At 59.8% G+C, this 21,986-nt stretch carries 18 protein-coding genes; 4 read left to right on the top strand and 14 right to left on the bottom strand.

Translation table 11 applies throughout. From position 1 onward, the window contains the following. Window positions 1-121: 121 nt before the first annotated feature. The gene (locus BFC21_RS14645) at window positions 122-475 is read left to right on the top strand and encodes a BON domain-containing protein (RefSeq protein WP_016783431.1); all 354 of its coding nucleotides are present in this window, start codon (window positions 122-124) and stop codon (window positions 473-475) included. 339 nt (window positions 476-814) lie between these two features. On the opposite strand, the gene BFC21_RS14640 is transcribed toward BFC21_RS14645, so the two are convergent. From BFC21_RS14640 to dksA, 13 genes are all read right to left on the bottom strand, one after another. Then, the gene (locus BFC21_RS14640) at window positions 815-3,730 is read right to left on the bottom strand and encodes a DUF748 domain-containing protein (RefSeq protein ID WP_120266286.1); all 2,916 of its coding nucleotides are present in this window, start codon (window positions 3,728-3,730) and stop codon (window positions 815-817) included. A gap of 87 nt (window positions 3,731-3,817) precedes the next feature. Next, the gene (locus BFC21_RS14635) at window positions 3,818-4,831 is read right to left on the bottom strand and encodes a class I SAM-dependent rRNA methyltransferase (RefSeq protein WP_088378197.1); all 1,014 of its coding nucleotides are present in this window, start codon (window positions 4,829-4,831) and stop codon (window positions 3,818-3,820) included. A gap of 73 nt (window positions 4,832-4,904) precedes the next feature. After that, window positions 4,905-5,774, bottom strand: a complete 870-nt coding sequence (locus tag BFC21_RS14630) for an oxygenase MpaB family protein (RefSeq protein ID WP_088378196.1) — start codon at window positions 5,772-5,774, stop codon at window positions 4,905-4,907. Between the two features lie 52 nt (window positions 5,775-5,826). After that, the gene (pgi, locus tag BFC21_RS14625) at window positions 5,827-7,491 is read right to left on the bottom strand and encodes a glucose-6-phosphate isomerase (protein ID WP_088378195.1); all 1,665 of its coding nucleotides are present in this window, start codon (window positions 7,489-7,491) and stop codon (window positions 5,827-5,829) included. Window positions 7,492-7,756: 265 nt separating this feature from the next. Next, a complete protein-coding gene (gene panC, locus BFC21_RS14620; RefSeq protein WP_095005089.1) occupies window positions 7,757-8,617 on the bottom strand; it encodes a pantoate--beta-alanine ligase in 861 nt (286 codons plus the stop codon). Beyond that, complete coding sequence (gene panB, locus BFC21_RS14615) at window positions 8,614-9,414, bottom strand: 3-methyl-2-oxobutanoate hydroxymethyltransferase (RefSeq protein ID WP_088378193.1); 801 nt, start codon at window positions 9,412-9,414, stop codon at window positions 8,614-8,616. Before panB ends, panC begins: the two co-directional genes overlap by 4 nt. A gap of 222 nt (window positions 9,415-9,636) precedes the next feature. After that, window positions 9,637-10,119 carry a 2-amino-4-hydroxy-6-hydroxymethyldihydropteridine diphosphokinase gene (gene folK / locus BFC21_RS14610; RefSeq protein WP_088378192.1) on the bottom strand — a complete coding sequence of 161 codons (483 nt, stop codon included), beginning with the start codon at window positions 10,117-10,119 and terminating at the stop codon, window positions 9,637-9,639. Window positions 10,120-10,122: 3 nt separating this feature from the next. Beyond that, the gene (locus BFC21_RS14605; protein ID WP_088378191.1) at window positions 10,123-11,517 is read right to left on the bottom strand and encodes a polynucleotide adenylyltransferase PcnB; all 1,395 of its coding nucleotides are present in this window, start codon (window positions 11,515-11,517) and stop codon (window positions 10,123-10,125) included. A gap of 727 nt (window positions 11,518-12,244) precedes the next feature. Continuing rightward, the gene (locus tag BFC21_RS14600; protein WP_088378190.1) at window positions 12,245-13,678 is read right to left on the bottom strand and encodes a sigma-54 dependent transcriptional regulator; all 1,434 of its coding nucleotides are present in this window, start codon (window positions 13,676-13,678) and stop codon (window positions 12,245-12,247) included. Between the two features lie 22 nt (window positions 13,679-13,700). Then, window positions 13,701-16,655: a sensor histidine kinase gene (locus BFC21_RS14595; protein WP_162939352.1), complete on the bottom strand. Its 2,955-nt coding sequence runs from the start codon at window positions 16,653-16,655 to the stop codon at window positions 13,701-13,703. Then, a complete protein-coding gene (locus BFC21_RS14590; protein WP_003176118.1) occupies window positions 16,639-16,815 on the bottom strand; it encodes a hypothetical protein in 177 nt (58 codons plus the stop codon). Before BFC21_RS14590 ends, BFC21_RS14595 begins: the two co-directional genes overlap by 17 nt. A gap of 78 nt (window positions 16,816-16,893) precedes the next feature. After that, window positions 16,894-17,781, bottom strand: a complete 888-nt coding sequence (gluQRS, locus tag BFC21_RS14585) for a tRNA glutamyl-Q(34) synthetase GluQRS (protein WP_120266285.1) — start codon at window positions 17,779-17,781, stop codon at window positions 16,894-16,896. A 169-nt stretch (window positions 17,782-17,950) separates the two neighbouring features. Next, a complete protein-coding gene (gene dksA, locus BFC21_RS14580; RefSeq protein WP_016783419.1) occupies window positions 17,951-18,391 on the bottom strand; it encodes an RNA polymerase-binding protein DksA in 441 nt (146 codons plus the stop codon). 322 nt (window positions 18,392-18,713) lie between these two features. Between dksA and BFC21_RS14575 the strand changes: the two genes are divergently transcribed. Next, complete coding sequence (locus BFC21_RS14575) at window positions 18,714-19,886, top strand: pyridoxal phosphate-dependent aminotransferase (protein ID WP_088378187.1); 1,173 nt, start codon at window positions 18,714-18,716, stop codon at window positions 19,884-19,886. After that, entirely contained in the window at window positions 19,886-20,593 is a 708-nt protein-coding gene (gene sfsA / locus BFC21_RS14570; RefSeq protein WP_088378186.1) for a DNA/RNA nuclease SfsA, read from the top strand. The genes BFC21_RS14575 and sfsA overlap by 1 nt, the downstream gene beginning before the upstream one ends. Here sfsA and BFC21_RS14565 read toward each other — a convergent pair. Then, complete coding sequence (locus BFC21_RS14565) at window positions 20,576-20,914, bottom strand: Rieske 2Fe-2S domain-containing protein (RefSeq protein ID WP_088378185.1); 339 nt, start codon at window positions 20,912-20,914, stop codon at window positions 20,576-20,578. The genes sfsA and BFC21_RS14565 overlap by 18 nt on opposite strands. Window positions 20,915-21,091: 177 nt before the next feature. On the opposite strand from BFC21_RS14565, the gene BFC21_RS14560 reads away from it, so the two are divergent. Then, window positions 21,092-21,967 carry a hemin ABC transporter substrate-binding protein gene (locus tag BFC21_RS14560; RefSeq protein ID WP_088378184.1) on the top strand — a complete coding sequence of 292 codons (876 nt, stop codon included), beginning with the start codon at window positions 21,092-21,094 and terminating at the stop codon, window positions 21,965-21,967. Window positions 21,968-21,986 lie beyond the last annotated feature (19 nt).

The following is a 21,986-nucleotide window of genomic DNA, read 5'->3' as shown; positions in this document are numbered from 1 at the left end:
GTAAGTTGTTGTTTTATATAGGTTTATTTGTTTTTTGAAGTTGGCACGCGCCCTGCAATAGTACTGATAACCCTGCTGCTGCAAGTCAGCGCAGACTCTAAAGAAGACAGGAGTTACTCGTATGAAGAAGTTCGCTATCGCTGCCGCAACTGCCACCGCTCTGACCCTGACTATGGCCAACGCTGCATTTGCTGCCCAGGCGACCACCCAGGCACCTATGGTGGTGGCTGCAGGCGAAGTAACCAAAGCCAAGGAAGCCACTTCTGATACCTGGATCACTACCAAGGTCAAAGCCGACCTGGTAACTGAAAAAGGTATTCCAGGTACTGACATCAAGGTTGAAACCAACAAGGGTGTTGTTTCCCTGTCCTCGATGGTGCCGGTGACTTCCGCTCAAAAAGACATCGCAGTGTCCATCGCCAAGAAAATCAAAGGCGTTAAAGCTGTATCGGCTGATGGCCTGAAAGCCGAATAAGGCACGCTCTCTCGTAGAACCGAGGGGACAAGGATCAGCAGGTGATTCAAGCAGTACGCCTGCAGACATTGTTGAAAAGGTTCATGCGACGGCCACACGGATGTGGCCATTACAGCCCCCGGCGTTCTGCGCCGGGGGCTGTTCTATTTGGGATCGGGGGTCACGAAAGTCCGCGTAGCAGCTGCCGAAGGAACGAGGCTGCGTTCGGCGGCGGAGCCGTCGCAAAACCATACACCCCCGTTGCTTCTGGCAAACCGCGTTTGTCGTGTTTACGACGACTACGTCGCCGAACGCAGCCTCGTTCCTTCGGCAGCTGCTACAAAACAGCAACGTTCTGCATTACTCGCTATCCAGATGCAGCGGCGAGATCACTCGGCCATCACTCTCGGCTTCACCCAGCGTGGCATCGATAAAGTACACACGGTCATCCGCCAGCCCGCCTTTATCCACCAGGTAATCCTTGATGCTGCTGGCACGGTCTTGCCCCAGCTGACGCAACAGCACTTCGCTTTTGCTCCAGAAGTCGATCAGTGCCGCGGTCATTTTCGCAGCCCGCTCGTCACGGCTCAGGTCTTTCCATTCAGCAGGCGGCTGTTGTTTGAGACGCGTGCGATAAATGCCCTCTAGCAGCGGGCCTTTTTCGCTCTCCGGTACGGTAAGCAGGCCGGCCTTGGCCGGAACCTTCTCACCGCGACGCTGAAGGATCTTGTAGTAGGTGTACTGGAACTCGCGCTCAAGTCGATCCTTGGCGATAAGGGGCCCGTCACTGCTCTGCGCCGCTGTGCCTTCAATCTCCAGGCGCAAGGCCGGGCGCTCTTTCAGGGCCTGGGCCAGGGTGGTCAGGGCTTTTTGCGCCTCAGGGCTCAGCTCGCTTGATCCTGGCGCGAATGACACGGTGCCCAGGTCTTCGGCGCCACCGCCGTTGATCAGCCCGCCAATGAACTTGAAGGGCGCCTGGGCGGCGCGTAACACCAGGTTGCGCACGGTCTGCCAGATAATCGGCATCACGCTGAATTGCGGGTTGTTGAGGTCGCCGCTGATGGGCAGCTCGATGGAGATTTTGCCGTCAGTGTCCTTGAGCAATGCAATTGCCAGCTTGATCGGCAAGTCCACGGCGTCAGGGCTGTCGACCTTTTCCCCCAGTTGCAGTTGCTCGACCACCAGTTTGTTTTTGGCCTTGAGCTGGCCATTGGTGATCAGGTAATGCAGGTCGAGGTTGAGACGGCCCTTACGGATACGGTAGCCGGCGAACTTGCCTGAGTAGGGGGTCAAGGTGGTCAGTTCGACGCGCCTGAAGCTGGTGGCAATATCCAGGCTGGCCATCGGGTCAAACGGGTTGACGCTGCCCTTGATGGTCACCGGTGCATAACGGTCGACCTTGCCTGCGATATTCACCGGGGCAGGTTTGGGGTTGCGGCTGTCAATGGTGCCGATCAGACCGTTGAGCTGCTGAACCGCCGTCTGGAAGTTGGGGGTCAGGCTAAAGTCGGCAAAGTTGGCCGAACCATCGTTGATCGCAATGGCGCCGATATGAATGCCCAGCGGTTTTTCCTTGCTGGCCGTGCTTTTGGCCGTGGTGCTGCCGGCAGGTTGCGGGATCAGCAGGTCATCGATATTGGTGGTGCGGTCATCGTTGATCATGAAACGCACATAAGGCTTTTCGAGATTGACCCTGGCAAGCGACAGGCTATCGCCGTGCTGGTACTTGAGATCCTCCAGCACCAGCTTTTGCCATTTGAGGAAGTCGCGGTTTTTCAGGGTATCCAGGGTGTGCAGTTGATCGACCTGGGCGCGGCCGGCCACGGTAAAGGCCAGGGGCTCGGTGCTTTTGAGGTCGACCGCCAGATCGCTGCCGAGCATGCCGCTGCGCAGTTCCAGGCGGATAAAGGGATCGATATAGGCCTGGGCGATACGCAGGTCGATATCTTTGGTGGTGACTTTGAGCCGGGCGCTGACCGGGCTCAGGTTGACGTCGCCGCTGGCGGTGAGTTTGCCTTGCTTGCCCACGCCGGTGTCGAGGTTGAGGGTAAAAGGCGAGCGGTTAAGGCTGTCGAAGTTTTTCAGGCTCACGTTGAGCGGGCCGACATCCAGCGCCACAGGGGTTTTCGGCTCCTTGTCGGCGAGGTGGACGCGATAGTCGCGCAAGTCGACATCCTTGAGCAGCACGGCCCAGGGTTTGCTCGGCGCTACGGGGGCTGCTTTCGGTGCTTCGACGGTCACCACTTCTGCGGTTTTGGCAGGCGCTTTTTCGGGCTGGCTGGCAAACAGTTTTTGCCAGTCAAGTTGGCCGTCTTTTTCCCGGGCGGCCCAGGTTTCGAGGTTCTGGCTGTTGATCTTGCCGACCACCACTTCCTGTTTGGCCAGGTCGACGCTGGTGTCGCTGACTTCCAGGCGCTCCAGACGGACCAGCGGGCGGCCATCGGGGGCATTGATTTTGAGCGGTGCGATGCTGGCCGTGGCATTGCTCAGGACCATCTCGGTTTCTTTGGACAGGTTCAGGGTGTAGTCGGTGCTGAAATTCAGTACGCCATCTTCCAGTGCCAGCGGCAGTGCATCGCGCACATAGGGCCACCAGACCTTCATCTTGCCATCGGTGACTTTCAGTTTGCCGGTCGAGGTAATGGGCACCAGGCTCAGGGTGCCGGTCCAGTCAATGCGCCCGCCTGCGGGGCCAGCGGCCACCAGGGTCATGTCGGCATTGTCATCAGGCAGGGTGCTGAGGTTTTTCAGCTCCAGGTCCATCGAGTCATAGAGGAATTCGATAGGTTCGCTGGGGCGCATATCGGTGAAGTGCAGGTAACCGCCCGCCAGCTTGATGTTGTCGATGCGCAGCGGGAACGGTTTGCTCTCGGGGTCGGCCGGGGTGGGCTCACTGGCGGGCAGCTTGAACAGCTGGGTCAGGTTGAGGGTACCGTCCTTGTTGAACAGCAGTTCGGTCTTGGGCTTGTCCAGCTCTACGGCGGCCAGGTGCAGGGCTTTTGTCCACAGGCTGTCGGCTTGCAGGTTGGTGTACAGCCGCTCGAAGCCGACTTGCTCCTTGCCCGGCTCGCCAACGCGCAAGCCCCACAATGTCAGCTCCAGGCTGAAGGGGTTGAACTCCAGCCGGTCGAGTTTGGCGGGCACCGTGGCGTAGTTGGCCAGTTGCTGGTTGATGATGCGCAGGCCAATGCCCGGCAAGATCAGGAAGCCAAGCACGCTATAAAGTGCGATAGCAATCAGCACGGCGCCGAGGGCGCGGATCAATCCTTTGAGCATGTGGGGCGTCGTCTATAACAGTCGGAAGTGCCTTGGAGTATGGCACGCGATTCTGGTTCCGAGACGCTCGCCGTACTCAGGGCGTATTTAAAATTGAAGGATCAGGGTTTTCAGTGGTGGCTGCTGATCCAGGGACGGAAAATCACTGGCCGGGGTCATGACCTGCCAGTCACGAACCGGGCGGCCCGCTTTTTCGGCACAGCGCAACACCTGCTCGCGCCAGTCGTCCATGCTGACCTTTGCCAGGTTGTTGCAGCAGATCAGCACGCCGTCAGGTGCGGTGGTCAGCACGGCAGGCTTGAGCAGGCTTTGGTAGTCGCGCAGCAGGTCGACGGTACCGAAGGCGCTCTTGGCCCAGGCCGGCGGATCGAGCAGCACCAGGTCGTATTCACGCTGTTCCAGCCGCGGGTAGGCGGGCAACTTGTGGCGGCGCTGAATGATCGGCAGGCCGGCCAACTGGCGGATGGCCGCAAAGTAGTCGGACTGTACGAATTTCATCTTCGCCAGTTCAGGGTTGAGCAAGCCGTTCTCACGACCAACCGCCAGATTGCCTTCGGCGAAATCGAGGTTGCACACCTCGCTTGCCCCGCCTGCAGCAGCACTCAGGCCCACGCCGCAGGTGTAGGAGAAGAGGTTGAGCACGCTTTTGCCGGCACTGTGTTGCTTGACCCAGCCACGCGCGTTGCGCAAATCCAGGAACAGCAACGGGTCTTGCCCGGCATGGCGCCCGCGCACCCGGTACTTGAGGCCCCATTCATGACCCACGGTATCGGCCAGGGCGGCATCGTCGGCACGGTACACGGTGTCTTCGCGGTCGATACGCGAGTTGCCTTGGGAGCGGTCGTTGTAGACCAGCAGCAGGTCGAGGCCCAGGTGGCGATTGATGGCTTCGTGCAGTTGCAGCAGGTCATCGCGCTCAAGGCGTTGATGAAAGCTCTGCACCAGCAATTGCGGGCCGTAACGGTCGATGGTCAAGCCGCCGGCGCCTTCCTGGCTGCCGTGGAACAGGCGATAGCAGTCGGTGCCCTGGGCGTGCAGCTCGGCCAGCAGGTCATGACGGTTATCGAGGGCGGCGCGCAGCGCCTGATTCAAGGAAGACATGCGATGCGCCTTGGGGGATGGATAAGGCGCGGCAGTTTAACAGATGCGCGAGCGCGATGGCTGCGACACGGTTTCAGCCAAGCCCCATGCGCCGCCGCGCCCGTTGTACCGAGCCATTGCGTACGGCCCAGCGCAATATCGGCGCGGTACTGTTTACCCCGGCACGTATCAGCTTGCGCATCTGCGGGCGTTGATGCAGCCCCAGTTGATCGCTGGCCCAGTCCGGCAGCAGGTCAATCCCGGCCTGCATCATCAGTGCGCCAAACGGTTTGGCCAACAGGCTGGGGGCGGGGGCGTTGAGTAGCAGACGAATCACTTCCCGGCTGCGCTCATCGCACAACAGTTGTGGGCGTATGCCTTCGAGGTAATCGGCAATCTGCTGACGTGAGCGGGGCACATGGGTCGCACCCAGGCGCTCAGCGACCAGGGCGATTTCGTCGTAGTAACGATCCTGATCGGCTTCGGACAAATGCGGGTTACGGTAGCGCAGGTGAGCGGCGAGGAAGTTGCTGACTTCGGCCACATGCACCCAGGTCAGCAACTCGGGGTCGCTGGCGGCATAGGGGCGGCCATCGAGGCCGGTGCCGGTGACTTGCAGGTGGATGGTGCGCACCTTGTCGATCAGCCAGTTGGCATCGCCGGTGGCGCCGAAGGTGGTACCTGATATGAACTGCCCGGTGCGGCGTAGCCGACCCAGCATGTCTTCGCGGAAATTGGAGTGGTCCCACACCCCGGCCAGGGCCAGCGGGTGCAAGGCTTGCAACATCAAGGCGCTGATGCCGCCAATCAGCATGCTGGTGAAATCACCGTGTACCTGCCAACTGATGGAATCGGGGCCGAACAGGCCGGGGTCGCCCTTGGGGTTTTCGAGGTCGAGTTTGCCAAGGGAAAGCCCGGTCAGGCTCATGATCTGGCGTTCGATGGGGCGGCGGATAAATTCCATGATGCCTTTCTCGATGGTGCCAGCCAGTCGGTGAAGACTGGCTGGCTATCAATCAACCGCGATGACGGCCGCGGAAGTAGTTGATCAGACCTTGGGTCGATGCATCGTCGGCAGGCTCTTCCTGGATACCGGTCAGGCGGTTGTAGACGCCCTTGCCCAGCTCCTTGCCCAGCTCAACACCCCATTGGTCGAAGGCGTTGATACCCCAGATCACGCTTTGTACAAAGACCTTGTGCTCATACAGCGCGACCAGTGCTCCCAGGCGGCGCGGGCTGATGCGTTCAACCACCAGGGTGTTGCTCGGGCGGTTACCCGGGATCACCTTGTGCGGTGCCAGTTTTTGCACCTCTTCTTCGCTCATGCCTTTGTCGCGCAATTCAGCTTCGGCCTCTGCGCGGGTTTTACCCAGCATCAGCGCCTGGCTTTGCGACAGACAGTTGGCATACAGCCATTGATGGTGGTCGGACACCGGGTTGAAGCTGACAATCGGCACGATAAAGTCGGCCGGGATCAGTTGGGTGCCCTGGTGCAGCAATTGGTGATACGCATGCTGACCGTTGCAGCCCACACCGCCCCAGATCACCGGGCCAGTATCGGTTGACACCGGCGTGCCATCCTGGCGCACGCTCTTGCCGTTGGATTCCATGTCCAGCTGTTGCAAGTGCTTGGTGATATTGCGCAGGTAGTGGTCGTACGGCAGGATCGCGTGGCTTTGCGCGCCCCAGAAGTTGCCATACCACACGCCCAGCGCGGCCATCAGCACCGGCATGTTCTGTTCGAACGGCGCGGTCTGGAAATGCTGGTCCATGCTGTAGGCACCGGACAACAGTTCCTTGAAGTTGGACATGCCGATGGCCAGGGCAATTGGCAAGCCAATGGCCGACCACAGCGAGTAACGCCCGCCAACCCAGTCCCACATCGGGAAGATGTTTTCTTCACGAATGCCGAACGCCACGGCTGCCGCGTTGTTGCTCGATACGGCGATGAAGTGGCGATGCAGCTCTGCTTCCGAGCCGCCCTGAGCCAGGTACCAGGCGCGTGCTGCCTGGGCATTCTTCAGGGTTTCGAGGGTATTGAAGGATTTCGACGACACGATAAACAGCGTGGTTTCGGCGCGCAGCTTGGCGGTCAGTTCATGGAACTCACTGCCGTCGATGTTCGCCAGGTAATGGCAGCGCACGCCTTTTTGCGCGTAGGACAGCAAGGCTTCAGAAACCAGCTCCGGGCCGAGGAACGAGCCGCCGATGCCGATATTGACGATATCGGTGATCGGCTTTTCGGTGTAACCGCGCCACAGGCCATCGTGAATCCGGCCGACCAGCTCGGTCATCTGGTTCAGGACTTTATGCACCTCGGGCATGATATTCACGCCGTTGACCGACAGTTTGTCGGCCACCGGGCGACGCAGCGCGGTGTGCAAGGCCGGACGACCTTCGGAGGCGTTGACAATTTCGCCGCCGAACAGCGACTTGATTGCGCCTTTGAGGTCGACCTCATTGGCGAGGTTGACCAGCAAGTCGCGGGTTTCGCTGGTGATCAGGTTTTTCGAGTAGTCCAGAAACAGCCCGCAGCTACTCAGGGTGAATTCTTCAAAACGTTTCGGGTTGCTGTTGAACGCATCGCGCATGCTGAAGTTCTGCATGCCGACGCGGTGAAGTTTCAACGCCTGCCAGGCGGGCAGGGCGGTAACGTCGTGAGGGGTGCGGTAGTACGCCATCGCTGCGGATATCCTTTTTGCTTGAACTGCCTTTGGACACTGAAAACACCTACGCCTGTTTTTTCTTGTTCAGGCGTTCGGTCGGTCTGATTCTGCACGTTAACTGGAAGCAGGGCGATTACAGTAACCTTCGCGCCTGCTTCTGTCTTGGCTTTGTCTGACACCGAGAAGTAACTTTTGTCACAGTTACGTCACAACAGGTGAAACGTTTCAGTGTTTCTTTATGGAGTGCGGGTCATTCCGCGGTTCCGCACAGGCGACTCTGTCAGAGCGCGCTGTCGAGATTCAGATGCACGTTGTCGATCAAACGGGTGGCGCCCAGGAAGGCCGCCACCAGAATCACGATGTCGCGATCGGTGGCTTGTGCCGGGAGCAGGGTTTGCCCCTGGCGTACTTCCAGGTAGTCCGGGCGAAAGCCGAGGGCTTCGATGTGCGCCAGATGCTGGCGCACCAGGGCCGGGTAATCGCGCTCACCGGCTTCGATGGCGCGGGCCATTTCGCTCAGGTGGCGATACAGGGCGGGTGCCAGGGCACGCTGCTCATCGCTCAGGTAGCCATTGCGCGAGGACAGGGCCAGGCCATCTTCAGCCCGCACGGTCGGTTCGCTGATGATCTGGATCGGGAAGTTGAGATCGTTGACCATTGCACGAATGACTGCCAGCTGTTGGTAGTCTTTTTGCCCAAAGATCGCCAGGTCGGGCTGAACCATATTGAACAGCTTGCTGACCACGGTGGTCACGCCATCAAAATGCCCGGGGCGACGGCTGCCACACAGTTCATTGCTCAGTTGGGCTGCGGTCACTCGGGTCAGGCCATCCATGCCGTTGGGGTACATCTCTTCAACGGTGGGGGCGAACAGCAAGTCGCAGCCTGCTTGCAGGAGCTTTTCCTGATCGGCAGCGAGGGTGCGCGGGTAGGTATCGAGGTCTTCGTTGGCGCCAAACTGCAATGGGTTGACGAAAATACTCGCTACCACAAAATCGGCTTGTTGCGCGGCGGTGGTCACCAGTGCGGCGTGACCGCTGTGCAGGTTGCCCATGGTTGGCACCAGCGCGATCTGTTTGCCTTCGCGGCGGGCGCGGGCGATGACGGCGCGCAGTTCGCGAACGGTTTTAACTGTGTTCATGCAGAGAATCCGTGTTCGGTAGCAGGAAAGCTGACGGCTTTGACTTCGGTGACGTAGGCGCCCAGGGCGGACTGGATGTCAGGTTGGCCGGTCATGAAGTTTTTCACGAACTTGGGCACGCGGCCAGTCAGCGAAAGGCCCAGCATATCGTGCAGTACCAGGACCTGGCCGTCGGTGTCACTGCCGGCGCCAATGCCGATGACCGGGATCTTGACGGCGTGGGTAATCTCTTTGGCCAGTTCGCTCGGCACACATTCCAGCAGCAGCATGGCGGCGCCTGCCTGCTCCAGGGCAATGGCGTCGGCACGCATCTGGCGGGCCTGGTTTTCGTTGCGCCCTTGTACCTTGTAACCACCCAGCACGTTCACGGTCTGCGGGGTCAGGCCCATGTGCGCACACACGGGGATGCCGCGTTCGGTCATGGCCCGGATCGACTCGGCCAGCCATACGGCGCCTTCGACCTTGACCATATGCGCACCGGCCTTCATCAGCACGGCGCTGTTGTTCAGGCTTTGTTCCAGGGTGGCGTTGGCCATGAAGGCCATGTCCGCCAGGATCAGTGCGTCCTGGTTACCGCGTTTGACGCAAGCCACATGGTAGGCCATGTCGGCGGTCGTCACAGGCAGTGTGCTGTCATGCCCTTGTAGAACCATGCCCAGGGAGTCGCCCACCAGTAGCACTTCAACACCGGCCTGATTGCAGGCGTGCGCGAAGGTGGCGTCGTAGCACGTCAGCATGGTGATTTTTTCACCTTTTTGCTTAAGGCTTTGCAGGGTGGTCAGGGTAATAGCTGGCATGAAAAGGATCCTCGTCAGGCAGTGTGGTAGGCACTGCGAGTCACGCGCGTGATTCATCGTTATGAGCAGGCACACCTTTATAGAGGGCGCTTATAAAGCCTGCTTTTCACTTTGCACCATCCTGTGGATGGCAGCGGGATGCCTATAGTCGTGACGAGGGCACTGGAAGTCAATTCCGGGTGTTACCGTGAAGGTGTTACCCGGGTATTGATTCGTTTCAGCTCAGCAAGCGATGCGCTCAAGGCCGATGAAGGGGCAGTCGTTCAGCAATTGCGCGAGCGTGCGGCCATCGGCGAGTTCCAGCGATGCTGGCGCCAGTTCGGCCAGCGGGTAGAGCACAAAAGGGCGGGCGTGCATGTGGTAATGCGGCACCTTGAGGCGGGGTTCGTCAATCAGGCGATCGCCGAACAGCAGGATGTCCAGGTCCAGTGTGCGCGGGCCCCAGCGTTCATGGCGTTCGCGGCCCTGATCCAGCTCGATGGCTTGCAACGCATCGAGCAAGGCCAGCGGTGCCAGGCTGCTGTCGATAGCCGCGACGGCATTGGTGTAGCGCGGCTGGCCGGGCAGCAGCGAGTCGCTTTGGTAGAACGCTGAAACCCCGACGAATCGGCAGTCAGGCAATTGCGCAAGCGCCTGGACTGCACTGCGCAACTGATCGGCCGGGTCAGCCAGGTTGCTGCCCATGCCAATGTAGACACGTTCCATCGCTTACTCGTCCGCTGCCGCACTGCGCTTGCGTTTGGCACCGCCGGTGCGGCGACGCTTGCGCGGTGCCGGGCCGCTGCCGTCATCCTTGGCGTTGCTCAGGTCGCGAATCATCTCGCGGCGACCGCTGTCATTGGCGTCCTGATAGTCGGTCCACCATTCGCCCAGGCCGTTGGTCTGCTCGCCGGCGCTTTCACGCAACAGCAGGAAGTCGTAGCCGGCACGGAAGCGCGGGTTGTCGAGCAGCATGTCGGCACGTTTGCCACTGCGGCGCGGCAGGCGTTCCTGCATGTCCCAGATCTCGCGGATCGGCATGGTGAAGCGCTTGGGAATAGCAATGCGCTGGCATTGTTCGGCGATCAGTTCATGGGCGGCTTCCTGCATGGCAGGAATCGGCGGCATGCCTTGATCTTGCAGGCGCAATACACGGGCAGGCAGCGCGGGCCACAACAGGGCGGCAAACAGGAAGGCCGGGGTTACCGGTTTGCCCTGTTTGATGCGCAGATCAGTGTTGCGCAAGGCTTCGCTGATCAGGGTGTGGGTGTAGGTCGGGTTGTTTTCCAGTGCTTCGGCGCTGGCCGGGAACAGCGGATCGAACAACTCAAGGTCAACCAGCATTTCGAAGGTGTCAGAAGCGTTACCCGAGAGGAACAGCTTGAGGACTTCTTCAAATAGCCGGGCTGACGGGATTTCGCGCAGCATAGGCGCCAGTTCGCGGATCGGCTCGGCGGTGTGCTTTTCGATGCCAAAGTTTAGTTTGGCGGCAAAGCGCACGGCGCGCAGCATGCGTACCGGGTCTTCCTGGTAGCGCTGTTGCGGGTCGCCGATCAGGCGCAGCAAGCGGTTGCGAATGTCGTGTACGCCATTGGCGTAATCGAGGATGCGCTCGCTGACCGGGTCGTAGTACAGGGCGTTGATCGTGAAGTCACGACGCTGGGCGTCTTCTTCAAGGGTGCCGTAGACGTTGTCGCGCAGGATACGCCCGCTTTCGTTACGCGAGGACTGGTTGCTGTCTTCCTCTTCGTCGTTTTGCGGGTGATTGGCGCGGAAGGTCGCAACTTCAATGATTTCGCGGCCAAAGTGGATATGCACCAACTTGAAACGACGACCGATGATTCGCGCATTGCGAAATTCGGCGCGCACTTGCTCGGGCGTGGCGCTGGTGGCGACGTCAAAGTCTTTTGGCGTGATATTGAGCAGCATGTCGCGTACGCAACCGCCGACCAGATAGGCCTGGTAACCGGCGTTCTGCAGGCGTTCGACGATATTGACCGCGTAGCGGCTGAACTGGGCACGTTGCAGCGAGTGTTGGCTGCTGTTGAGCACTTCAGGGGTGCTGCGCAGTTGTTGCGTACGACGCTTGGGAGAACGGAATGACTGGAACAGCTTCTTCAGCATGGGATGCACTGTTTGAAGGAATGTTCGGCCAAAACGAAGAATGACCGCATGATGGGCGGGGATTCTAGCATTTAGTCAGGGGATGGTGTAGGACAGTGAGCCGCTCTTGCGAGCGAAGCTGTAAGCGGCAAGCAGAAAAAGCGCCAAGAGGTGCGCGCTAGACAGGATTTGTTAAATCGCAGAAACCACAAGGGGAGCCGAAGCTCCCCCAGAATTAGTTGCGTGCTCTATTTTTATTATTGGTTGCGGGCTTTTTGTTTTTGTTAATCGCCCTGGTTGCATAGGTCTTGCCTGTACAACCCTCCCAATCGGGAGATAAGAGCAAACGGATTGCTTTGGTCGCTGTGTTGATGTGATCAATGATCCAACCAGTTCAGGCTCTGCTTTAAGTGCAGTTTTTGTTGTTCTCTGCCTGGTCGTGGGGCTAGCCCCATTTACAACGCCTCTCCAAAACAATCAGTTAGCTGCGCCTCCGCCGTGTTGTTCTTGTTATGCGTGAGCCGATACGTCTTATTTTTATTGTGTGCTGCTGTGATTCTTATTGTTCTTGTACGAATACATATTGCAGGGTGCGTGCCAACTTTTGCTCGGCCCAGCAAAACAAGGGGTTTTCTGGGTTTTTACCTTTTTATGGGCAAAAAAAAGCCGGGTCATCGTTACCGTAAGACCCGGCTTTTGTTACGTCTTTTAACGCAGGTAACAGTTTTTTCACAAAACTGTGTGTTACCTAGCCTTCGCTCGGCACGCCGGTTTTGCGTCGCGGAATGCCCAGGCGCTGGCGCCGTTCCCACAGGCATTTGCGGCTGACCCCCAGTTTGCGGGCCAGTTCGGTCTCGGTCATGTGGTCCTGATGCTCAAGTACGAAGTGCTGGAAGTAGTCTTCCAGTGACAGGTCCTCGGTGGGGTCCAGGCTGGTGTTACCGTTGCCGATACCCTGCTGCGGGGCCAGGCCGATAAAGTCATCGTCTTGCAGGTCGCTCAGTTCAATGTCGATACCCAGCAGTTCTGCCGAGATTTCCGGGCTTTCGCACAGGATCACCGCACGCTCGACCGCGTTTTCCAGCTCGCGAACGTTACCCGGCCATGAGTAATGGCTGATCGCCCGTTCGGCATCGGGGGCGAACTTGAGGTCGGTACGGCCGATGCGGGCACTCTGGCGGGCAAGGAAGGCGTTGGCGATTTCATTGACGTCGGCGCCACGCTCGCGCAAGGCCGGCAGCTTGAGGGCAATAACGTGCAGGCGGTAGTACAAGTCCTCACGGAACTGGCCCACTTTGGCCAGGCTCTTGAGGTCACGGTGAGTCGCGGCAATCAGGCGTACATCGACCTTTTGCGACTGCACCGAGCCTACGCGACGAATCTCGCCTTCCTGCAGCACGCGCAGCAGGCGGGCTTGCGCCTCAAGCGGCAGTTCACCGATTTCATCAAGGAACAGCGTGCCGCCATCGGCGGCCTCGACCAGGCCGGCCCGGCCCGCGCTGGCGCCGGTAAACGCGCCTTTTTCGTGGCCGAACAGTTCGGATTCGATCAGTGACTCGGGGATGGCCGCGCAGTTGACCGAAATCATGGGGGCCTTGGCCCGTCGCGACAGGTTGTGCAGGGCGCGGGCCACCAGCTCTTTACCGGTGCCGGACTCCCCCTGGATCAGCACATTGGAGTCGGTAGGCGCCACTTTGCGGATCTTGCTGTACATATCCAGCATCGGTGGGCAGGAGCCAATAATGCCGATTTCACCATTGCTGTTGTCCACCGTGTTCTTGTCGACGCTGCCAGCCTTGACCGGGCGTTCGACCGGGGCGCTCTGGGCGTTTTGCCGATCGCGCAGGATGCGCGCCACCGCTTGCAGCATCTCGTCGTGGTCAAAGGGCTTGGCGATGTAGTCCACCGCGCCCATTTTCATCGAGTCCACGGCCGAGCGCAGGCTGGCATAGCTGGTCATGATCAGCACCGGCTTGCCCTGGCCCAGCTTGATCAGCTCGGTACCCGGTGCGCCCGGCAGGCGCAGGTCACTGACGATCAGGTCAAACGAGGGGATGCTGAAACGCTCCTGTGCTTCTTGCACTGAGCCAGCCTCGCTGACCTGGTACTGATTGCGCTCCAGTAAACGGCGTAACGCGGAGCGGATGATGGTTTCATCTTCGACGATCAAAATATGCGGCATTGATTCGGTTCTCTCGACGGTCTCAGTTCACAGCGGACGTCGCTTCGACATGACGCGGTAGTGTCACCCGGATACGGGTTCCGCGTTGGCTGTGAATGTCAGCCGGGCTGTCGATGGTGATTTGTCCATAATGCTCTTCAACGATGGAATAGACCAGTGCAAGGCCCAGACCGGTGCCTTCGCCAGGGTCCTTGGTGGTGAAAAACGGTTCGAACAAGCGGTCCATGATGCTCTTTGGAATACCTGTGCCTTCGTCTTCCACAATAAGGTCGACGGTGTGCTCGTTGGCCTCGCTCTTGACCCGCACGGCACTGCCGGCAGGCGACGCATCACGCGCGTTGGACAGCAGGTTGATGAGTACCTGGGCGAGCCGCTGCGGGTCGCCGTCGACCCAGTGGTCCGGGTCGCAGAGGTTGTAGAACTGCACTTCGAAATTGCGCCGGTTCAGGGCCAGCAGGCCAATGGCGTCCTGGGCCACTTCGGCCAGGCAGACGGGCTCGTCATTGTGCTGGTGGCTACCGGCATGGGCGAAGCTCATCAAGGACTGGACAATGCGCGAGATGCGCTTGGTCTGTTCAAGGATCTGGCTGCTGATTTCTGTCAGTTCGCCGTCGTCTTCCCGTTCTTCGCGCAGGTTTTGCGCCAGGCAGGCAATCCCGGTGACCGGGTTGCCGATTTCATGGGCCACGCCTGCCGCCAGGCGGCCGATGCTGGCCAGGCGCTCGGAGTGCACCAGTTTGTCTTCGAGCATCTGGGTTTCGGTCAGGTCTTCAACCAGCAGTACCAGGCCGCTGTTGCCCGGCGCCAATGGCTCGTCAATCGCCGCCTTGTGCAGGTTGAGCCAGCGGGTCTGGCCGTCGAGGGCCAGGTGCTGCTTGTGCAAATGTTCGTCGGGCAGGTCGATAAAGCCTTGCAGCAGTTCGCGCCAGGGGTCGCCCAGGGTGCTCAGGCGTGAGCCCACCACGCGCTGGGCCGGGATGCCGGTCAACTCTTCCATGGCTTTGTTCCACATCAGGATCTCTTGATCCTTGGCCAGCGAACACACGCCCATCGGCAACTCTTGAAGGGTCTGGCGGTGATAACGACGCAAGGCATCCAGTTCGGCTGCCAGGCCGGTGAGGCGAGAGTGGTAGTCCTCAAGCCGGCTTTCAATAAAGTGAATGTCTTCGGTCACATAGTTTTCGCCGCCGGACTTGTAGGGCAAAAACGTTTCGACCATGTCCTGTGCGACGCTGGGGCCCATCAGGCCGGAAAGGTTGGCTTCGATCCGGTCTCGCAGACGACGCAAAGCGTAGGGGCGACGCTCATCGAATGGCAGGAACAGGTCACGCAGCGCTTGCTCGACTTCTTTTTGCGCGGCCTTGGCCCCCAGGGGCTTGGCCAGCTGGGTGGCGAACTCCTGCGGGGACGCCGCATGCAACTCACGCCGCTGTGGACGGCGCACGTTGTCAACCGCGCAGGCTTCGGCGGCACTGGCCTCTTCGGGGCTGGCGTTGGTGAACAGGGAAATCAGGGTGAACATCAGCACGTTGGCCGCCAGCGAGGCGATGGCTGCCATGTGCCAGCTGGTATCGTCCAGCACATAGATCATGTTCAGCCACGGGATATAGAACCCCTGGAAGTTGCCGATCAGCGGGAACAGCATGCTCGCCATCCACACCATGATCCCTGCCAGCAAACCGGCAATAAAGCCGCGGCGGTTGGCAGTCGGCCAGTACAGTACCGAGAGCACGCCCGGCAAAAACTGCAACGTGGCAACAAAGGCCACGATACCCAGGTTGGCCAGATCCTGCTCGGCGCCCAGCAGCAGGTAGAAGCCGTAGCCGGCCATGATGATGGCAACGATCAGGGCGCGACGGGTCCACTTCAGCCAGCGGTAGATATTGCCTTCGGCCGGCGGCTGATAAAGCGGCAGCACCAGGTGATTGAGGGCCATGCCCGACAGCGCCAGGGTGGTGACGATAATCAGCCCGCTGGAAGCCGAAAGCCCGCCCACATAGGCCAGTAGCGCCAGGGGTTTGCTGTTGGCGGCAATGCCGATGCCGAGGGTGAAGTACTCGGGGTTGGTGGTGGCGCCCAGCTTGAGGCCGGCCCACAGGATCAGCGGCACGGCCAGGCTCATCAGCAGCAGGAACAGCGGCAGGCCCCAGCTGGCGCTGACCAGCCCGCGCGGGTTGAGGTTCTCGGTAAAGGTCATGTGATACATGTGCGGCATCACGATGGCCGAGGCGAAAAACACCAGCAGCAGGGTGCGCCACGGGCCTTCTTGCAAAGGCGTATGCAGCGCGGCGAGGGCGGTCTGGTTTTGCAGCAGCCAGACTTCCAGCTGTTGCGGGCCATCGAACACACCATAAAGCGCGTAGAGGCCCACGCCGCCAATGGCGATCAGCTTGATCACCGACTCAAAGGCAATGGCGAACACCAGCCCTTCGTGTTTTTCTCGGGTGGCGATATGCCGCGAACCGAAGAAGATCGTGAACAGGGTGATCAGTGCACAGAAACTCAGGGCCACGCGGTGTTGCACGGGTTCGCGGGTGAGGATGCTGATGGAGTCCGCCACGGCCTGGATTTGCAGGGCCAGCAGCGGTAGCACACCGATCAGCATGAAAATCGTGGTCAGCGCACCGGCCCAGGTACTGCGAAAACGGAAGGCGAACAGGTCAGCCAGTGACGACAGCTGATAAGTACGAGTGATTTTCAGAATGGGATAGAGCAGCACCGGCGCCAGCAGAAACGCCCCGGAAACCCCCAGGTAACTGGATAAAAAACCGTAGCCGTATTCGTAGGCCAGGCCCACGGTGCCGTAGAACGCCCAGGCACTGGCGTAGACGCCCAGCGACAGGGTGTAGGTCAGCGGGTGGCGAATGATTGCACGCGGGATCATGCCGCGTTCACTGATCCAGGCCACGCCAAACAGCACCAGCAGGTAGGCGGCGCTGATCAGGATCATCTGGGTCAGGCTAAAGCTCATCGGCATCTTTTTGGCTCTGCAGAATAAAGGTCACGACGATCAGAATCAGCCAGAGCAGATAGGGCCTGTACCAGGCGCCTGTCGCATCGATCCACCAATCCATGATGGCGGGAGAAAACAGGTAGATCCCGACAACCAGCAACAGGACCAATCGATAGATATACATCCCGCCCTCACTTTTACAGGCCGCATGCCCAAAAACGTGCGGCGATGGTAACGGATGGCTGGCAACCTGCAAGGGCTGTCAGCGTAATTGCGCCTCGGCAAGGGTGAGTGTGCGTGGGATGGCGGCTGCGTTCCAGTGGGCAATGCCCCAATCCAGAACCTTACGCGGGGTGGCGTCCTTCAAGCATTCGTCGGTTATCTGACCCAAAGTGCGCAAGGCGCGCAGCAGCAGCGGGGTGGCCTGCTCCGGGGTCAGGGGGGGCGAACGGTAGGATTTACCGAGTTTATGGCCATCCGGTTGCACGATCAGTGGCACATGCAGGTAGCGTGGTTGTGACAAGCCCAGCAGCTCTTGCAGGTACAGCTGACGGGGAGTGGAATCGAGCAGGTCGGCGCCGCGCACGATATCGGTCACCCCTTGAGCGGCGTCATCGAGCACCACGGCCAGTTGGTAGGCATACAGGCCGTCACGGCGGCGAATCACGAAGTCACCCACATCCCGCCCCAGGTGCTGGCGGAACTCGCCCTGCACCCGGTCGGTGAAGGCATATTCCAGCTCGGGGACGCGAATGCGGATGGCGGCGTTATCCATCGAGTGCCCGGCGTTGCGGCAAAAACCCGGGTAAATGCCGTTGTAGCCTTCCAGCTGTTTGCGCGAGCAGGTGCAGGCATAGGCCAGGCCCATGCTGAACAGGCGGTTGAGTACTTCAGCGTAGGCCTCGTGCCGTTCGCTTTGACGGACCAGCTCGCCGTCCCATTCAAAACCATAGCGCTCAAGGGCATCGAGAATCGCCGCCTGGGCACCGGGCATTTCCCGCGGCGGGTCGAGGTCTTCCATGCGCAGCAGCCAGCGGCCACCCACGGATCGGGCATCGAGATAGGACGCGAGGGCGGCGACCAGCGAGCCAAAGTGCAGGTGGCCACTGGGCGTTGGGGCGAAGCGCCCGATGTAGGAGGGTGCAGTCATGGACGTGGGCCGATTTTTTGTGGGAGCGGGCTTGCTCGCGATGGGGCAACCCGGTTTTGAACCATTGGCGCGGTAATGCTATCGCGAGCAAGCCCGCTCCCACGCAGGGCACTGAAATTTCAGAAACAAAAATGGGGCGTTTGCACGCCCCATCTGGTCAAGCCGGCGATTACTTGCCGACTTGTTTTTCCTTGATTTCAGCCAAGGTCTTGCAGTCTACGCACATGTCGGCAGTAGGACGGGCTTCGAGTCGACGGATACCGATTTCGACGCCGCAGGATTCGCACCAGCCGTATTCTTCGTCTTCGATCAGTTGCAGGGTCTTGTCGATTTTCTTGATCAGCTTGCGCTCGCGATCGCGGGCGCGCAGTTCCAGGCTGAATTCTTCTTCCTGGCTCGCGCGGTCGGATGGGTCAGGAAAGTTTGCCGCTTCGTCTTTCATATGATCAACGGTGCGGTCGACTTCCTGCATCAAGTCCTGTTTCCACTTTTGCAGAATCTTGGTGAAGTGCTTGCGCATGGGCTCGCCCATGTACTCTTCACCCTTCTTTTCAACGTAGGGTTCGAAGCCGCTAAGTTGAGTATTCTGTTGCTTTGCTTGTGTGGGCATGAAATGGACCGCCTCTCATTCTTCTAATCCATTGCGCAGGATTGCAACATCACCGACACCTGCCGGCCCTGCGGCTGCAAGCGGGCGAACTTACCAGATCAAATCGGGCTGCGCTACTCCCGCATGTCTAGCCCGTTCTCAGGGTGTGTGTGCAGAGCCTGTGGTGCTTGAGATTAGTGGCTAATTAATAATTTTAGTCGAGCTATGACTAAAGGCCGGGTCGTTTGGTTCTATTGGCAAGCGGGCTAAGACCGTAATTAGCTCTCCCTTATAGCACTGCTTGGGTAGAATCAGCCTTTTGCTTACCCAGGAAGGCAGGCTCATGGCTCAGTCTTACAGTGCGCGCAGCCGCGCAATCGAACCGTTCCACGTGATGGCGTTGTTGGCGCGAGCCAACGAGTTGCAGGCTGCGGGGCACGATGTGATTCACCTGGAAATCGGCGAGCCGGACTTCACCACGGCCGAGCCGATCATTGCTGCTGGCCAGGCCGCGTTGGCCGCCGGTAAAACCCGGTATACCGCTGCCCGCGGCCTGCCGGAACTGCGCGAAGCGATCAGCGGTTTTTATCAGCAGCGTTATGGCTTGAATATTGATCCTGGGCGAATTCTTATCACCCCCGGCGGTTCTGGTGCCTTGTTACTGGCCTCCAGCCTACTGGTTGATCCGGGTAAGCACTGGTTGCTTGCGGATCCGGGCTACCCCTGTAACCGGCATTTCCTGCGTTTGGTAGAGGGGGCGGCCCAACTGGTGCCTGTTGGCCCCGATGTGCGCTATCAACTGACAGCCGAACTGGTCGAGCGTTGCTGGAATCAAGACAGCGTAGGGGCACTGGTTGCGTCGCCGGCCAACCCGACCGGCACCACGCTGAGCCGTGACGAACTGGCGGCGCTGTCGGCAGCGGTCAAGGCCCGCAACGGGCATCTGGTGGTGGATGAGATCTACCACGGCCTGACCTACGGCTGCGATGCCGCGAGTGTGCTGGAAGTGGATGACAGCGCGTTTGTGCTTAACAGTTTTTCCAAGTATTTCGGCATGACCGGCTGGCGCCTGGGCTGGCTGGTGGCGCCGCCTGAGGCCGTGGCCGACCTCGAGAAGCTCGCCCAGAACCTCTATATCAGCGCGCCCAGCATGGCCCAGTACGCTGCACTGGCCTGCTTCGAACCGCAGACCCTGGCCATTCTGGAAGAGCGTCGGGCCGAGTTCGGGCGACGTCGTGATTATTTGTTACCGGCTTTGCGCGAGCTTGGTTTTGGCATTGCGGTAGAGCCCGAAGGTGCGTTTTACCTGTATGCCGATATCAGCGCGTTTGGCGGTGATGCCTTTGCGTTTTGCCAGCATTTTCTCGAAACCGAGCACATAGCCTTTACGCCGGGCCTGGATTTTGGCCGTTACCAGTCCGGGCATCACGTACGCTTTGCCTACACCCAAAGTCTGCCGCGCCTGCAGGAAGCTGTTGAGCGGATTGCGCGTGGCCTCAAGAGCTGGAAGGGCTGATGCGTTTTTCACCTGAGCTGGAAGAAGGGCGGCTGATCAAGCGCTACAAGCGTTTTTTGGCGGATATCGAAACCAGTACCGGCGAGTTGATCACCATTCATTGCCCAAACACCGGCTCCATGCTCAATTGCATGGTCGAGGGCGGTCAGGTCTGGTTCAGTCGCTCCAATGACCCCAAGCGCAAGTTGCCGGGCACCTGGGAAATCAGCCAGACCCCGCAAGGACGGTTGGCGTGCGTGAACACCGGGCGTGCCAATCACTTGATCGAAGAGGCGCTGCTGGCCGGGGTGATCAGCGAGCTGAACGGCTTCACCGCGCTCAAGCGCGAGGTGCCGTACGGGCAGGAAAAAAGCCGCATCGATTTTCGCCTGGAGTACCCTCAGGGCTTTGCCTATGTCGAGGTCAAAAGTGTCACCCTGGGGTTTGACGGCTCAGCTGTTGCCGCATTCCCGGATGCCGTGACCCAGCGTGGCGCCAAGCACTTGCGCGAACTGGCGACCCTGGCGCGGCAAGGCGTGCGTGCCGTGCAATTGTATTGCGTCAACCTGACGGGGATCGAGGCGGTGCGCCCGGCTGAAGAAATCGACCCGGGCTATGCTGCTGCACTGCGCGAAGCCGTGGCCGCCGGGGTGCAGGTGCTGGCTTATGGGGTCAGCCTGACCTCTGATGCGGTAGTGGTTGATCGCCGTTTAGACGTCATCCTCTGACATTGGCGGTGTAATCCATATCCCTTGGCTGTCTTCATGGCAGTCGAGGGCTATCAGAAATTGCCCGGCGCAAGGCCCGGCCACGCATTCCCCGCTTTCGATCAGAAACAGTGCAGCATGGGTCGAACACTGGATCAGGCTGGCGCTGGCGTCGAGAAACTGGTCGGGTTGCCATTCCAGAGCCACCCCGCGATGGGGGCAGCGGTTTTGGTAGGCATACACCCGGCCCTCACGGCGAACCACCAGCAAGCGCAGCTCATCGAGTGCAAAGCCACGACTGGCGCCTTCGCCCAGCGCCTGGGAGGGGCATAAAAACTTCATGGCGATCCTTAATAACAGCCAAACGGTTATGGAAATGTGGCGTTGTAGAGCGGGTTAATAGGTTGACGTGCAAATGCAAACAATTATCAAATGGCAGCTTGCTCTGCGATGGGCTGTGTTCACCGCGGCACAATTGTTTGGTCCCATTGAGCCCTCTTTTTCAAGGAAAGCCTCTGTATGCGCCTGAGTACCCGCCTGATTACGTTCTGTGCAGGCCTTATGATCAGTCATGCCAGCCTGGCTGGCGAATTGCCGCAACGCTGGGTCAGCGCCGGAGGAGCGCTTTCGGAGTGGGTCAGCGTATTGGGTGCGGAGTCTAAATTGGTTGGGGTCGATACCACCAGCCAGCACCCTGAATCACTCAAGTCGCTGCCCAGCATCGGCTATCAGCGCCAGCTTTCGGCAGAAGGTGTCCTGAGCCTGAAACCGGATGTGCTGATCGGCACTGAAGAAATGGGTCCGGCTGCGGTTTTGTTGCAGATCCGCGGTGCCGGTGTGCCGGTAGAGATGTTTTCGGCCCAGGCAGACCTTGCCAGCCTTGAGGGCAACTTGCAGCATTTGGGCCGCCTGCTCGGGGACGAGGCCCAGGCCGCACAGGTGTTCAAGGACTATCAGCAACAACTCGACCAGCATCAACGGCAGGTCAAGGCTGCGCAAGCCACGCAACAGGCGCCCGGGGTGTTGCTGCTGCTGGGCCATGCCGGTGGCAAACCGATGATTGCCGGCAAGGACACGGCGGCCGACTGGCTGCTGACCCAGGCGGGTGGGCACAACCTGGCCACCCACAGCGGTTACAAGCCGTTTTCGGTGGAAGCCCTGGCGGGGCTCAATCCTGAAGTGCTGGTATTTGCCGATCGCAGCCTGACCGGTGAGGCGGCGCGCAAGGCGCTGCTGAAAGAAAACCCGGTGCTGGCATCTATCCGCGCCGCTAAAAGTGGGCGTATATACGAAGTCGACCCGACGCTGCTGGTGGGTGGCCTGGGGCCGCGTTTGCCCGAGCGCCTGAAACAGCTGACGGCTGAGTTCTATCCCGCGGCCCCGGCCAGCCAATGAGAACGCTGGTTAAACCGCG

This window comes from Pseudomonas sp. TMW 2.1634 (genome assembly GCF_001703595.1).
In the GTDB taxonomy this organism is placed as follows: Bacteria; Pseudomonadota; Gammaproteobacteria; order Pseudomonadales; family Pseudomonadaceae; genus Aquipseudomonas; species Aquipseudomonas fragi.
The sequence above is the reverse complement of the archived record's forward strand: the minus strand, read 5'-3'. Positions and strand labels throughout refer to the sequence as shown.

Excerpts from the sequence above, each read along its gene's own strand:
- panB (WP_088378193.1), bottom strand. The coding sequence starts at position 9,414 with ATGCCAGCTATTACCCTGACCACCCTGCAAAGCCTTAAGCAAAAAGGT.
- pgi (WP_088378195.1), bottom strand. The coding sequence starts at position 7,491 with ATGGCGTACTACCGCACCCCTCACGACGTTACCGCCCTGCCCGCCTGG.
- BFC21_RS14635 (WP_088378197.1), bottom strand. The coding sequence starts at position 4,831 with ATGTCTTCCTTGAATCAGGCGCTGCGCGCCGCCCTCGATAACCGTCAT.
- dksA (WP_016783419.1), bottom strand. The coding sequence starts at position 18,391 with ATGCCCACACAAGCAAAGCAACAGAATACTCAACTTAGCGGCTTCGAA.
- BFC21_RS14575 (WP_088378187.1), top strand. The coding sequence starts at position 18,714 with ATGGCTCAGTCTTACAGTGCGCGCAGCCGCGCAATCGAACCGTTCCAC.
- sfsA (WP_088378186.1), top strand. The coding sequence starts at position 19,886 with ATGCGTTTTTCACCTGAGCTGGAAGAAGGGCGGCTGATCAAGCGCTAC.
- folK (WP_088378192.1), bottom strand. The coding sequence starts at position 10,119 with ATGGAACGTGTCTACATTGGCATGGGCAGCAACCTGGCTGACCCGGCC.
- BFC21_RS14605 (WP_088378191.1), bottom strand. The coding sequence starts at position 11,517 with ATGCTGAAGAAGCTGTTCCAGTCATTCCGTTCTCCCAAGCGTCGTACG.
- BFC21_RS14630 (WP_088378196.1), bottom strand. The coding sequence starts at position 5,774 with ATGGAATTTATCCGCCGCCCCATCGAACGCCAGATCATGAGCCTGACC.
- BFC21_RS14560 (WP_088378184.1), top strand. The coding sequence starts at position 21,092 with ATGCGCCTGAGTACCCGCCTGATTACGTTCTGTGCAGGCCTTATGATC.
- BFC21_RS14640 (WP_120266286.1), bottom strand. The coding sequence starts at position 3,730 with ATGCTCAAAGGATTGATCCGCGCCCTCGGCGCCGTGCTGATTGCTATC.
- panC (WP_095005089.1), bottom strand. The coding sequence starts at position 8,617 with ATGAACACAGTTAAAACCGTTCGCGAACTGCGCGCCGTCATCGCCCGC.
- BFC21_RS14595 (WP_162939352.1), bottom strand. The coding sequence starts at position 16,655 with ATGCCGATGAGCTTTAGCCTGACCCAGATGATCCTGATCAGCGCCGCC.
- BFC21_RS14565 (WP_088378185.1), bottom strand. The coding sequence starts at position 20,914 with ATGAAGTTTTTATGCCCCTCCCAGGCGCTGGGCGAAGGCGCCAGTCGT.
- BFC21_RS14600 (WP_088378190.1), bottom strand. The coding sequence starts at position 13,678 with ATGCCGCATATTTTGATCGTCGAAGATGAAACCATCATCCGCTCCGCG.
- gluQRS (WP_120266285.1), bottom strand. The coding sequence starts at position 17,781 with ATGACTGCACCCTCCTACATCGGGCGCTTCGCCCCAACGCCCAGTGGC.
- BFC21_RS14590 (WP_003176118.1), bottom strand. The coding sequence starts at position 16,815 with ATGTATATCTATCGATTGGTCCTGTTGCTGGTTGTCGGGATCTACCTG.
- BFC21_RS14645 (WP_016783431.1), top strand. The coding sequence starts at position 122 with ATGAAGAAGTTCGCTATCGCTGCCGCAACTGCCACCGCTCTGACCCTG.